The following is a 14,021-nucleotide window of genomic DNA, read 5'->3' on the forward strand; positions in this document are numbered from 1 at the left end:
GAGAGATAGGTATGAGTTCTTTCGTTCTCGGTTTTCAGGAAATGAAAAATAACCAGCTACTGCTCGTTGGCGGAAAAGGATTGAATGTAGGGGAGTTATCAAAAATTGAGGGAATCCAAGTACCAGAAGGCTTTTGTGTGACAACACGGGGATATCAAAAAGCAATCGAGCAAAACGAAACGTATCATGCTTTGCTCAATCGACTGACGATGCTAAACATTGAGGAACGAGATCAAATTGGTGAAATCAGCAGGAAGATTCGAGAAATCATTTTGGAAGTAGAAATTCCTTCTGATGTTGTGGAAGCAGTAACTCAATATCTCTCCCAGTTTGGCGAGGAACATGCTTATGCTGTGCGTTCCAGTGCGACTGCTGAAGATTTGCCACATGCCTCTTTTGCTGGCCAACAAGACACTTATTTAAATATTATCGGCAAAGAAGCCATCCTGCAGCATATCAGCAAATGTTGGGCCTCCCTTTTTACGGATCGCGCAGTCATTTACCGAATGCAAAATGGATTCGACCATAGTCACGTTTATTTAGCCGTTATCATTCAAAGGATGGTGTTCCCACAAGCTTCGGGAATTTTATTTACCGCTGATCCGATTACTTCCAACCGAAAGGTAATATCGATCGATGCTAGTTTTGGACTTGGAGAAGCACTGGTCTCTGGCTTGGTCTCTGCCGATTGTTATAAAGTACAGGAAGGGGAAATCATCGATAAGAGGATCGCGGCCAAAAAATTGGCGGTCTATGGACGAAAGGAAGGTGGAACAGAGACACAACAGATCGATCCTGACCTGCAAAAGACTCAAACCCTGACTGAGCAACAAATTTTACGACTAGCACGCATCGGAAGGCAGATCGAAGCCTATTTTGGTTGCCCACAAGATATCGAATGGTGTCTGGTTGATGATACCTTTTACATTGTCCAGAGTCGGCCAATCACGACGTTATACCCGATTCCAGAAGCGAATGATCAGGAAAATCGCGTTTATGTATCTGTCGGCCACCAACAAATGATGACCGATCCTATGAAACCGCTGGGATTGTCTTTTTTCCAGTTAACCACTACAGCACCTATGAGTAAAGCTGGTGGCAGGTTGTTTGTTGATGTGACACCTATGCTCGCTAGCAGAGACCATGTATTAAATTACCTGGGAAAATCCGATCCGCTTATTAAAGATGCACTGATGACCGTTCTAGAACGGGATTTTATAAAGATGCTGCCAGTTGATACCACAGCACCAAATCCGTATAAAAGCACCGCAGATAAAATGCGTGAAATTGAAAACAATCCGTCAATCGTTCCTGAGTCAATTAAGCGTAATCAAGAATCGCTCGAAGCGTTGAAACAAAATATCCAAACGAAATCAGGATCAGATTTGTTGGATTTTATTTACGAAGATCTCGAGCAATTAAAGAAGATTGTATTTGATGCGCAAATTATAGATGTGATTCTGGTTGCAATGGATGCTGCAGCATGGATCAATGAAAACATGAACGAGTGGTTAGGTGAAAAACACGCTGCAGATACCCTTTCTCAATCTGTACCGGGCAATATTACTTCGGAAATGGGTCTGGCGCTATTGGATGTCGCAGATGTGATCCGTCCTTATCCAGAAGTCATCGAGTATTTAGAACATGTAAAAGAGGATCATTTCTTGGATGAACTGCTTAAGTTAGAAGGTGGGCAGGAAACCCGAGACGCTATCGATGCTTATCTCGTCAAATATGGAATGCGCTGTGCCGGAGAAATCGATATAACTAGAACGCGTTGGAGTGAGAAACCAACTACGCTTGTCCCCCTGATTCTCGGCAACATCAAAAACTTTGAGCCTAATGCGAGCAAGCAGAAGTTTGAGCAAGGGCAACAAGAAGCTATGAAAAAAGAACAAGAGTTATTAGAGCGATTAAAGCAATTGCCGGATGGCGAACAAAAAGCCAAAGAAACTAAACGAATGATCAATCTCATTCGGAATTTCAGCGGGTTTCGCGAATATCCAAAGTACAGCTTGATTAATCGCTACTTCGTGTATAAGCAGGCTTTACTGAAAGAAGCGGAACAACTCGTACAAGCGGGCATCATTCATGAAAAGGAAGATATCTTCTATCTCACTTTGGAGGAACTTCATGGGGTTGTACGCACAAATAAACTGGATTACCACATCATCAACAAACGAAAAGACGAGTACAGCTATTATGCAAAACTAACCCCACCACGTGTTATCACGTCTGATGGCGAAATCATTGTAGGGAAGTACAAACGAGATAATCTTCCCTCGAATGCTATTGTAGGTCTGCCTGTTTCTTCAGGCGTTATAGAGGGGCGTGCGCGTGTGATCTTGAATATGGAAGATGCTGATCTCGAAGATGGAGATATCTTAGTCACCGCCTTTACGGATCCTAGCTGGACACCCTTGTTTCTATCTATCAAAGGCCTCGTCACCGAAGTTGGCGGACTTATGACTCATGGAGCCGTTATCGCGCGTGAATATGGCTTGCCTGCAGTTGTAGGAGTGGAGGATGCTACCAAGCTGATCAAAGATGGACAACGAATTCGCGTGCATGGAACAGAAGGGTATATCGAAATATTGTAATGGATGAATAAAACACCCCCCCATTGATTTGGGGGGCGTACGATCTCCCAGCCTCATTGAGGCGCGAGTATGAAAGCTTTGAGCAGTTCTTCCTGTCTTTCTTTCGATAATTTATTATCGTCTAAGTAGGCAGTGTAATAAATATCATGCTGCTTCCATATGTAATAGGTTTCAGAGATGAGCTTCTCGTTGTTGTAGTAGGGGCCGCCAAAGACATGATTGTCGTCCTTGTAGGCGGAAATGCCAATGCCGTCCATGTCCAGTTCCCTAATCAAAGTCAACTGTGAACCATTCATTAATGGTAACTTGTTTTGATAAACCGCAAGATAACTTGCTTGGGAATCGACTGCTTCACGGTAAATACTCCATACTGTATCCACGGTAGGTCTGAAGGAGTAGCCGGTGTTTTGATCTCCTGCCTGGAGCATGAACGAGCTTGTAAGCTTCAGTTTATTATTCGAGAGAGTGAGCGGGAGTTTCACTTTAAAGCCCAGAAGTTTTTCCGCCATCTGCAAATCCTTCTCATCATAGATCGGAAACGAATTTCCCTCTCCGTCGTAACTGACATGTTGGATATGCTGCGGGTGTGTAAAAGATTTCAAGATTTTCTCCAGTTCGTCTTGCGAAATCGTTCTCCGATTCCGAGGAATCCCTTCTTCCAAGGTATGATCCTCGCTATAGAAATCAATGGCGTAGTATATTCCTTCATCACGCCAAAAGAAGGTTTTTGCGATTTCCGGCTCATGATGCTCGTATTTCTGTACGGTCGTAACTAAAATACCTCGGATATCGGCATATGTAACCTCATCTTGTATATAGGTTTGGGGTAGGGCTTTTCCCCATGATGGTCCCGGGGTTTTTGTCATTTTCCCTCCCTCCAATAATTGAGAGAGTGTCCCATTCATTATATTTCCTGTAGAGGCGATCACTTCGAATTGTTTCTCATCCGCTTTTCCGTAATTTGAACTAAATTTTATGGTAACCTCATTATCCTTCTGATTTACAAATTTTTCGGAAACATAAACATTAATCAATTGATACCCCTTAGGTAGATAATCAGGGACTTTAAATGGAAAACCGGCAAAATCATTTGCTCTTTCCAAATTATTGAACCATTTATGCCTATCAAACACACCTTCAATTTTAAATGTGGAAGGGGAGCTCTCCTGTTTCGAACCTGATTCGGCGCCATTCGCGTGCTCCGAAGAGTTCGTAAGCATAACGGCGCCTAAGCCGAGAAGCAGGATAATCGTCGCAGCGGACAGTTTATACGTACCTTTTCTAAATTTAGATATCATCGTAATTCTCCGTTTCATTTCCCTATTGTTTTCAACGAAATTCGAAAGATTAACCTGAGGGGAAGAGGTTCGGGTAAATAATCGCGACAGCATAAGGAGCGTCATTCCGTATGCTGAGGATTCATGCTCATCCAGCATCTCAAGCACACCCGCGTCGCATGCGACTTCCCGGTCGGCTTTTATTTTTTTCATGGACAGCCATACAAATGGATTGAACCAGTGGAGCACTGCAGCCAGTGTCCATAAGAAATTGAACCATAAGTCAGCTCGTTTATAATGGGTCAGTTCGTGCAGAATGATGTGCATTAGCTGACGGGAATCGGCAATCGTTACAATATCTGCCGGCAAATAAATTCTCGGCCTCGTCAATCCATAGATGCATGGGCTGTGGAGGCGAGTGGTCTCATAGATAGGAATCGGTCTCGTGATGCCCAGTTTCGCCTTGCACGCCTCCAGAATAGAGAGCACCTCGTGATTCTCTAATTTGCATGAAACTCCAACTCTTTTGTTGAATCTTAGAACAACAAACAGATAATAGGTACTCAAGGCTAATATTCCTGCAACCCATACAATTGAACCGATCGTGAGCATCTTATTGGGGTGATCCCGTTCTTCTTCATAGGTATAGGGTTGAAGGGGCGGATTCACTATTGAACTTGATTCTTCCGTCTGCTTTGATATAGGTGCAGGATTTACGTTTGTTGTTGTATCGCTATTCTTTGCCGTCAGTGACGGGTCCATTGTGTCTTCTGAAGAAACAGGCTGCTCTGCAGTCCATGTAGGCCAATTGATGTCGTGCGGTACGAAATTAAATAGGCTGACAGGACTTTGTGGAGCTATAGGAATAAGCAGCTTGATTAACACAAGAATCCACAGCACATGAAAAATACGCGGGCCTAGACGGTTAAATAATAGCTTCCGAGTCAAGAGCAGCGGCAAGATGATGACAGTGGACGCTAGGGATGCGGTCAACACAAGATAAAACAAGGTTTCAATCAGTTTCATACATTCGTTCTCCTTCTTTTAACCTCATGGCAGAAGCTAATCGCGAGATTTAACTGCCGTCTCCTTTCTTTTTCTCTAATAGCTGTTGGAGCTCATCAATTTGGCTATCCGAGAGTTTTTCCTCTTCCAGAAATTTGGTGAACAGCATGCCAATAGCCCCGTTATAAACCCGATCCAGGAAGGAGCGGTTCGCTGCTTTGAGATATTCGTCGTAGGTAACCAGTGGGTAATATAAGTAGTTCCTGCCGGACTTTTCAAATCGGATCGCCTTTTTTTTGTGGAGCCTATTCAGGAATGTTTTGATGGTTTGATCTGACCAATCCATCTGATCCTTTAAGTTGGAAATGATCTCGATCGATGTTAAAGGCTCCTTCTGCCATAGCAGCTTCATCACTTCACTTTCGGCCTCGGTAATGTGAGGGAGGTTGTTCAATATCTTCACTCTCTTTCTAACGATATTGTTTACAACTGTAAACTTTAATGCTCAGTTTACGCATGTAAACGTAAAAAGTCAAGAAGGGCGTAATCTTGTTTAATCCTTGGTACAGAACAACTTGTAGACTTCACCGTCAGTCCCGTCTCCAATGAACTAGCGATGCATCTCAACATCAGGTCTCAAGTCCGTTTTCATGACATCATATTTCCATTTCAATAAATTTGATTATCATTGGAGAATTGATTAGAATGACTCCAACAAAACGTTTAAGTATGTAAACCTTTCGTTACAACGTCATGAAGAAAGGATAGAATATGGGAAAGCAGGCATTAGATCAATTTCGCACATGTATTCCTTTTTTTCAACTGTTAGTAGATCCGCATCGCCAAGATATCATCCTGTGGCTTAGTGAACAGGGGCCTATGTCAGTGGGTGAAATAACAGCCCAATCTACATTATCGCGTCCAGCGATTTCTCATCATTTAATATTGCTGCGGGATCAAGGCTTAGTTACGATGGAGAAGATCGGTACAGAGCGTTATTATTCCGTAACCTTGGATACTGCTGTTGATTCGTTAAAAAAACTACTATTGTTACTTGAAAATGAGTGCCTTTAGAGCAAATCTAAAGGCCTTTGTAATCTCGCATACGTCGAAGGGTTTGAACGCTTAGATATTTTGATGTTCGGGGAATTGTTGGATGGATAATAGCATAAGGAATTTATACAGTGAGAATAGAAAAGGGGTGTAAAGGAATGAATCAAATAGATAAGCTGGACGTTGAGTGCATTCTTACGGAACATAAGGAATTTTTCCAACAAGGTTCAACGAGTACTGTACAATTTCGCCTCGAACAGCTGCGCAAATTAACAGAGAGCATTAAGCGTAATGAGGATCGAATTACACAAGCATTGAATCAGGATTTAGGGAAAAGTGAATATGAGGCGTATTCAACGGAGATTGGCTTTGTATTGGATAGTATGAAGAACACAATGAAGCATGTGAAGAAATGGATGAAGCCCCAGAAGGTAAAAACACCTCTAGCTTTGTGGCCTTCTAGAAGCCAAATTATTAAAGAGCCATATGGGACAGTACTCATTATAGGGCCTTATAATTATCCGTTCCAATTGCTGATTGAACCTCTTATTGGAGCAATTGCTGCGGGAAATTGTGCGGTACTTAAGCCTTCAGAACATACACCTCATACAACGCGAGTCGTTCATGAAATGATTAACGAGATCTTTGATAAGAGTTACGTCCGAGTCGTAGAAGGGGAGAAGGAAGCAACGTCAGCACTCATACATGCCCCTTTTGACTATATCTTTTTCACGGGAAGTGTACAGGTTGGAAAGATCGTGATGGAGGCTGCTGCCAAAAATCTAGTCCCCGTAACCTTAGAACTTGGAGGGAAAAGCCCTGTCATTGTAGACAAGACTGCGAACTTAGATGCAGCAGCGAAAAGAATTGTATGGGGCAAGTTTATGAATACAGGCCAAACCTGTATTGCGCCAGATTACATGTTGGTACATTCGGAAGTCAAAGACGCTCTCATTTCAAAAATGAAAGAGGTCATCGTGAATTACTATGGAGAAGATCCGATGGACAGTAAGGACTATGGCCGCATTGTGAATGAGCGCCAATTCGATAGATTGAATTCAATTCTGGAAAAAGATCGAAATAACGTAATCTATGGCGGTAAATCAGTAAGAGAGAAGTTGTATATCGAACCAACATTACTGGAGGCAGCATCATGGTCTGATGCGGTTATGTTAGACGAGATTTTTGGGCCGCTTCTACCGATTTTGGAATACGATCAGTTAGACCATGCCATTCACACCATTCAAGAGCATCCGAAGCCATTGGCCTTATACTTGTTCACAGAGGATAAGAATTGTGAGGAAGAGGTGTTGCGTAGAGTTTCCTTTGGTGGCGGTTGTGTAAACGATACGATTCTTCACATTGCGAATAGTCATTTGCCTTTCGGTGGCGTGGGGAATTCAGGAATAGGCGCCTATCATGGGAAATATAGTTTCGACCTTTTTTCACATCATAAGAGCATTGTTAAGAAGACCACAATAATCGATACCAGTTTTATTTTGCCTCCTTACAATGAGAAGAAACTGAGATTGGTCAAAAAGTTCTTACGTTAGAATTTTACTTCTTACCGATATAGGTATCATTAGGATTGTAGAAAGGATGGGATCGATGAACATGGAAGCGAAACGGTTAGCATTAGTGGTAGGAGCAACGGGTTTCATAGGGAGGGAACCGCGATGAATTTCGGTGAGGGGAAAAGGTTGGGGAAATACTTTTGAAAATGGTAAACCCTCTGCTTGTGGGGTCTGCAAGAAAATATCGTTCTATTTCAGGAGAACAGGTCGCATATGCAATGAAAGTTATCGCTTTACGAAGCAAAGAACAGAAAGTTACCATCTATACTTCTGATGAGATTGCAAAGTTTGCACCGCTTTAGTAGTATAGACCGATCACAAGACTGCCTAGCTATGGGCAGTCTTTGTTATAACTACAAGCCAATACGGGTGTCGGAAGCAATCAAGGTGGATTCAGCTGGAACAACGAAATTACGGAGAGGGAGAGGAGCTCGCGGGTGATATCATCTCACGTTCTTGCAATGATATCATTTATTGTCTACTTCCAATATTAAGTATACTATAATGAGATAAAGTCTATGAATTATGTAAAAGCTATGATAAAGAAAGCAAGAAAGGAAGAGGCTTATGCTTACCATTTATGATTGGTTTGGTTATAAATTGCCGAATACGGAACGTTTTCAGTTAATCAAAGAAGCTGGATTTGATGGCGTTTTAATATGGTGGAGTGATGGCTTTGGTCGTGACTGCTTTGGTCGGAACGATTACCGCAAAGGGCCGCAAATAGCGCGAGAAGCGGGTCTATTTATCGAAAATATCCACACACCAATCCAAAACGAAAACAACCTCTGGCTTGACAATCTGGACGGTGTAACCGCAACGGATTGCTATTTGCAATGTGTTGCAGATTGCGCTGATTTTGAGATTCCGACAATGGTTGTGCATTTGCCTAACGAAGACAATCCATATAACACATTGGGATTGGATAGAATCAAGAGAATCACTGAAAAAGCTGAACAGCTTGGTGTCAATGTTGCACTGGAGAATTTATGGAACCTTTCCAATTTGGCATATGTGCTGGAGCAAGTAGATTCGCAGCGTATCGGATTCTGTTATGACTCCGGACATCACTACCGCCATTATCCAGACTATGATTTATTATCCGAGTACGGTTCTCGGCTGATGGCACTACATTTACATGATAATAACGGAAGTTATGCCCAACATGGATTACCTTTTGATGGTACGATTGATTGGTCTACAACCATGAAAAAAATCGCGGAGACGGATTATTCAGGCGCGATTGCAATAGAGGCCATGAATTGGGATTATGCGGATTTATCAGCTAAAGAGTTTTTACATAAAGCGTGTGAACGAGCAAAGAGGCTGGAAGAATTAAAACGGAAATAATCTGCAACAATCATGGATATTTGCAGGATACATATTCTATAAAAATATCATACTGATTCATTACATATTATTGGTCTTTTGTATTGGATGAGAAAATATATAGAAAATAGGGGATTGTACAATCATGACGGAAGAAAAAACAAAAAAGAAGTCATCGCTAAAATACGTTATTATCGGTGTATTACTGATCATTTTAGCCGTTACGAATCCGAATAAAGATGACTTTACTGATTATGTGAGTAAGAAAGCAGACGCAAATCACTTTGTAGCATCTGTTGCTTTTAAGCTACTGGGGATGGAAAGAGATAATTATATTTTCTTCTCTAAGTTCTCATTTTATAACGTCAATGGAGACAAAGTTATTGTTTATGGTTTATTAAATGGTGTCTTTTTTAGTTTGTAACAATGGTTTAACCATACATATAACCGTGTTGAGACATGAAACTTTGAAAGATGCCTCCCCAAAAAGGAGGCTCTTTATTTGCGCAAAATTAGTTAGTATAAGAGTCTTTAAAAACATGGAATATATAGGTTGACAAAAGGTTGAATTACTCGTATTATACAATTAACACATTGGTAATTGTTAAAAGAGAGAAAAGGTTGTGCTTATCGTGTCAAACAAAGAGGCCTTAGATCAATATGATGTCAAACAATATCGAACGCCAGATGGATATACATCAGACATTGCAGTATTTACGATATTGCCTGTTACAATCAAAGAATTCAAACCGCCCGAGATGGAGCTCAAAATTATGCTCATTCAGCGGAGTATGCTAAACAGCGAAGGAAAGCCGAATATCGAAGCAGGGAAGTGGGCATTGCCGGGTGGCTTCGTCAATCCAAATGAGACTGCCTATGAAAGTGCACAACGCGAGCTGCAAGAAGAAACAGGTGTAGAGGATATTCATCTTGAACATTATGGTGTTTATGATAAACCAGGACGTGATCCGCGGGGCTGGATGATTACAAATGCACACTTTGCAATTGTTCCCGAACACAAGTTGTCGCAAAGACAGGCAAACGATGACGCTTCAGATGTTCAATTGTTCTCGGTAAAAGAGGTTATGAATCTCGATCTTGCTTTCGATCACGCACAAATCATCGCAGATGCGATTCATGTGATTCGCCAGAAGCTTCTCGAAACGACTGTCGCCAAGGAGTTTCTACCCGCAGAATTCACGTACTCGGAGCTGCAAGCCGTTCTCCTTACGGTCACAGATGATTCCGCAATTGCGTCGGAACCGGCATTTGCAAGAAAGATCAAATCGTTGCCCTTTATCCAAGAGGTTGTAGGGAAGAAGACTACCCGAACATCGAAACGACCGACACAGTTGTACCGATTTGTCGAAATGGATCTAAACAAATCCATTTACCATGCCAGAATGTGATGGATGTTAGCTGATTACAATAAGATGGTGACTAAAGGAAATAGCATTTCGAAGTCGAGGTGTGAAGTGCTATTCTAACTTTATTGTCACTACTCTTTTTTGCAATAACAATTAACAATTATGAAATAGTTAAATTAGAGGAGGAGTACACAATGAAAAAGAAAGCACTCATTAATATCGACTATACAAAGGACTTTGTTGCTACGGATGGGGCATTGAGTTGCGGAGCACCAGGGCAAGCAATTGAAGGGCGAATGACTGAAATTACGAAAGAGTTTATTCAAAGCGGTGATTTCGTTGTTTTCGCTATCGATATTCATAAGGAGAATGACGCATTCCATCCGGAAACGAAGCTGTTCCCGCCGCACAATATTGAGGGAACCGAAGGTCGGATGCTTTTCGGTCAATTGGAGGATCTGTATCAAGCAAATAAAGACGCTAATAATGTCTATTGGATGGACAAAACAAGATACAGTGCATTTGCTGGTACAGACTTAGAGCTTTTACTTCGAGCAAGAGGGATAAATGAACTTCATCTAGTAGGCGTTTGTACGGACATTTGCGTACTCCACACCGCAGTAGATGCTTACAATAAAGGTCTCGATATTGTCGTTCATGAGGATGCCGTTGCAAGCTTTGATGCCGAAGGTCATGTATGGGCACTCAGACATTTCAAGGGTTCGCTCGGAGCTGCAGTAGTCAAAAAGGAGGAAAACGATAATGAATAAGGTTGAGCTTCCGATATTCAATCATGGTGATGACAGTCTCGCGCTGCATACCGATAAATATCAAATTAATATGGCGCAGGTCTACTGGCAAAATGGCATGCATAACCGTAAAGCGGTGTTCGAAGTATATTTCCGCAAGCTTCCTTTCCAGAACGGATATGCGATCTTTGCAGGCTTGGAGCGGGTCGTTCGTTATTTGTATGATTTCCGCTTTACCGATAGCGATTTGAGTTATCTTCAGGAAGAAGGGTATAGCGAAGAATATCTAGATTACCTTCAGGCCATTCGTTTCACAGGAACCGTTCGTTCGATGAAAGAAGGGGAACTGGTTTTTGCGAATGAACCGATTATGCGAATTGAAGCACCACTGGCGGAAGCACAGCTAATTGAAACTGTGATACTTAATATCGTTAATTATCAAACCCTTATTGCAACAAAAGCATCTCGAATTAAGCAAGTAGCAGGTGAGGATCATTGCATGGAGTTCGGAACTCGGCGAGCACAAGAACTGGATGCCGCGATTTGGGGTACGAGAGCTGCGTATCTTGCGGGATTCGAAGCAACGTCGAATGTAAGGGCAGGGAAGTTATTTGGCATCCCTGTCTCGGGCACACACGCTCATGCAATGGTTCAAGCCTATCGAGATGAATATAAGGCATTTAAAGCGTATGCAGAAACGCATAAAGACTGCGTATTCCTTGTTGATACCTATGACACACTGAGATCTGGTGTCCCTACGGCAATCAAAGTGGCGAAAGAGTTCGGTGAGCGTATCAACTTTAAGGGTATCCGACTTGATAGTGGAGACTTAGCGTATTTATCGAAAGAAGCCCGTAAAATGCTTGATGAAGCAGGCTTCCCGAATGCCAAAATCTTTGCCTCAAACGATCTCGACGAACAAACCATCATGAACCTGAAAACACAGGGGGCTAGAATAGATGTGTGGGGTATTGGCACCAAGCTGATTACAGCGTATGATCAACCCGCTTTGGGTGCCGTATACAAGCTGATCTCGATTGAAGACGAAAACGGAACTATGGTTGATACGATCAAAATCAGCTCGAATCCTGAGAAGATTACGACCCCTGGACGCAAGCGTGTATTCCGTATCGTCAACAAGGCGAATGGGAAATCAGAGGGCGACTACATTGCACTGGAACATGAAGAACCGCAGTCGGAACAGCGCTTGCATATGTTTCACCCCGTTCACACGTATATTGCAAAATTCGTAACGGGATTTGAAGCGAGAGAACTTCATCATACCATCTTTGAAAGCGGGAACTTGGTGTACGATGTTCCTACGCTTAACGAAATTAGGGAGTTTGTAACAGAAAATCTCGATGTATTATGGGATGAATATAAACGGACGCTCAATCCAGCAGAATACCCTGTTAACCTCAGTCAAGAATGCTGGAATAATAAGATGCGGTTGATTGAAGAAGTTCGAAATAGAGTTCAAGCGGCTCTAGAAGCTTAGAAGGAGGCTGGATGAGATGGCGAAAATCGGGATTTATGGATCATCCTTTGACCCGATCACGAATGTTCATCTTTGGACAGCAAGCACCGTAGCGCATCGTTGCAAGCTGGACAAGGTGATTTTCCTGCCTTGTTCCAGTAAGCGGCAAGATAAACAAATGAATGTGTCGGATGAACATCGAATGAACATGGTTCGGATTGCGATTGAGGGCAACGACAAATTTGAAGTTGACGATTTTGAGATGAATCAACCTGTTTGGGAAATTGCCACGTACAAAACAATGAAGCATTTTCGAGCGAAATATCCGAATGACGATGTGTATTTCATCATGGGTGCTGATCTGCTCGTCGATATCGGTGAAGGGAAATGGAAGCGGGCAGAGGAACTAATTCGTGAAAATAAGTTCATTGTCATGGCAAGAGACGGCATCAATATGCTGTCGGCCATTAGCAAATCTCCAATTCTTCGAAATGCAGATGATGGCCACACGTTTCATTTGATCGACAAAGGGCTGGCAATGGAGATTAGCTCTAGTTATATCAGAGACGAATTCAAAATGGGCGGAGAGCCGCGCTACTTGGTTCCTGATCAGGTTTACGATTACATTCAAATCAATCACCTATACAAATAATGAAAGGGGAAGCGGGATATGAATAAGCAAATCGAAATCATCAACGTATTGCATGTAAAACGCACGATTATGCCAGCGGAAGAAATTCGGATGCGGGTGGATTTCCTTAAGGAGTATTGCCGTACAACGGGAGCGAAAGGATTTGTGTTAGGAATCAGCGGGGGGCAGGATTCGACACTTGCTGGACGATTAACCCAATTGGCGGCAGAAGAGCTTCGTGCAGAAGGTTATGAAGCCAAGTTTATTGCGATCCGTCTGCCTTATGGGACACAACAAGATGAGGACGATGCTCAGCTTGCTTTGCAGTTTATTAAGCCTGATGATACGCTGACATTCAATATTGAGACTCCTGTAAATGCTATGGCAGAAGCTTATGAGGGTGCTGACGGAAGGGCCCTTTCGGATTACCATAAAGGGAACGTGAAGGCAAGAATGCGTATGATTGCACAATATGCTGTGGCAGGCGAGCATCAATGCCTTGTTGTGGGAACCGATCATGCCGCAGAAGCAATCACTGGCTTCTATACCAAATTTGGTGATGGAGGAGCTGATATTCTCCCGCTAGCTGGACTTACGAAAGGTCAAGGACGTGAACTCTTGATCGCGATGCATGCACAAGAACGATTATATCTGAAGACGCCAACTGCAGATCTTCTCGACAACAAGCCGCAACAAGCTGATGAAGCTGAGCTTGGGTTGGAATATACCGTACTGGATGAATATCTAATCGGCAGCGAAGTTGCTCCAGACGCGAAGGTGAATATTGAAACCCGCTACGCGGTGACACAACACAAACGGGAGCTGCCAGTGACACCATTCGACCAATGGTGGAAGTAATCTATAACGTAGTGAGGAATATGTAGCCCAAGCGAAGGCGTGGCAGCACGCACTATACCAGCTAATAGCTTGTCAAGATTACCAGTAAAGTGAACCTTAGT

Annotated in this window: 13 protein-coding genes; 11 read left to right on the plus strand and 2 right to left on the minus strand. The window is 42.7% G+C overall.

Annotated elements, in window-relative coordinates; translation table 11 throughout:
- Window positions 1-11: 11 nt before the first annotated feature.
- Window positions 12-2,600: a phosphoenolpyruvate synthase gene (gene ppsA, locus M3661_RS12575; protein ID WP_251485446.1), complete on the plus strand. Its 2,589-nt coding sequence runs from the start codon at window positions 12-14 to the stop codon at window positions 2,598-2,600.
- Window positions 2,601-2,653: 53 nt separating this feature from the next.
- Here ppsA and M3661_RS12580 read toward each other — a convergent pair whose 3' ends face one another.
- The gene (locus M3661_RS12580) at window positions 2,654-4,903 is read right to left on the minus strand and encodes a M56 family metallopeptidase (protein WP_251485449.1); all 2,250 of its coding nucleotides are present in this window, start codon (window positions 4,901-4,903) and stop codon (window positions 2,654-2,656) included.
- A gap of 49 nt (window positions 4,904-4,952) precedes the next feature.
- Entirely contained in the window at window positions 4,953-5,336 is a 384-nt protein-coding gene (locus tag M3661_RS12585) for a BlaI/MecI/CopY family transcriptional regulator (protein WP_065294141.1), read from the minus strand.
- A 317-nt stretch (window positions 5,337-5,653) separates the two neighbouring features.
- On the opposite strand from M3661_RS12585, the gene M3661_RS12590 reads away from it, so the two are divergent.
- The 10 genes from M3661_RS12590 (at window position 5,654) to nadE (ending at window position 13,920) form a co-directional block, all read left to right on the plus strand.
- Complete coding sequence (locus M3661_RS12590) at window positions 5,654-5,956, plus strand: ArsR/SmtB family transcription factor (protein ID WP_251485462.1); 303 nt, start codon at window positions 5,654-5,656, stop codon at window positions 5,954-5,956.
- 137 nt (window positions 5,957-6,093) lie between these two features.
- On the plus strand, window positions 6,094-7,488 hold the full coding sequence (locus tag M3661_RS12595; protein ID WP_251485465.1) for an aldehyde dehydrogenase: 1,395 nt from the start codon (window positions 6,094-6,096) through the stop codon (window positions 7,486-7,488).
- A 161-nt stretch (window positions 7,489-7,649) separates the two neighbouring features.
- Window positions 7,650-7,811 (plus strand): Rossmann-fold NAD(P)-binding domain-containing protein, encoded by a 162-nt coding sequence (locus M3661_RS12600; protein ID WP_251485467.1) that lies wholly within the window; start codon window positions 7,650-7,652, stop codon window positions 7,809-7,811.
- A gap of 265 nt (window positions 7,812-8,076) precedes the next feature.
- Window positions 8,077-8,859 (plus strand): sugar phosphate isomerase/epimerase family protein, encoded by a 783-nt coding sequence (locus tag M3661_RS12605; RefSeq protein WP_065294144.1) that lies wholly within the window; start codon window positions 8,077-8,079, stop codon window positions 8,857-8,859.
- Between the two features lie 124 nt (window positions 8,860-8,983).
- Window positions 8,984-9,262, plus strand: coding sequence for a hypothetical protein (locus tag M3661_RS12610; protein WP_251485470.1), 279 nt, complete (start codon window positions 8,984-8,986; stop codon window positions 9,260-9,262).
- A 208-nt stretch (window positions 9,263-9,470) separates the two neighbouring features.
- Entirely contained in the window at window positions 9,471-10,247 is a 777-nt protein-coding gene (locus M3661_RS12615) for an NUDIX hydrolase (RefSeq protein WP_251485472.1), read from the plus strand.
- 152 nt (window positions 10,248-10,399) lie between these two features.
- Complete coding sequence (locus tag M3661_RS12620) at window positions 10,400-10,975, plus strand: cysteine hydrolase family protein (protein ID WP_251485475.1); 576 nt, start codon at window positions 10,400-10,402, stop codon at window positions 10,973-10,975.
- On the plus strand, window positions 10,968-12,452 hold the full coding sequence (locus M3661_RS12625) for a nicotinate phosphoribosyltransferase (RefSeq protein WP_251485478.1): 1,485 nt from the start codon (window positions 10,968-10,970) through the stop codon (window positions 12,450-12,452). Before M3661_RS12620 ends, M3661_RS12625 begins: the two co-directional genes overlap by 8 nt.
- A 16-nt stretch (window positions 12,453-12,468) precedes the next feature.
- Window positions 12,469-13,083 (plus strand): nicotinate (nicotinamide) nucleotide adenylyltransferase, encoded by a 615-nt coding sequence (gene nadD / locus M3661_RS12630; RefSeq protein WP_251485481.1) that lies wholly within the window; start codon window positions 12,469-12,471, stop codon window positions 13,081-13,083.
- A gap of 18 nt (window positions 13,084-13,101) precedes the next feature.
- Window positions 13,102-13,920 carry an ammonia-dependent NAD(+) synthetase gene (nadE, locus tag M3661_RS12635; protein WP_251485489.1) on the plus strand — a complete coding sequence of 273 codons (819 nt, stop codon included), beginning with the start codon at window positions 13,102-13,104 and terminating at the stop codon, window positions 13,918-13,920.
- Window positions 13,921-14,021: the final 101 nt, after the last annotated feature.

Source organism: Paenibacillus sp. MER 180 (genome assembly GCF_023713665.1).
Lineage (GTDB): Bacteria > Bacillota > Bacilli > Paenibacillales > Paenibacillaceae > Paenibacillus_B > Paenibacillus_B suaedae.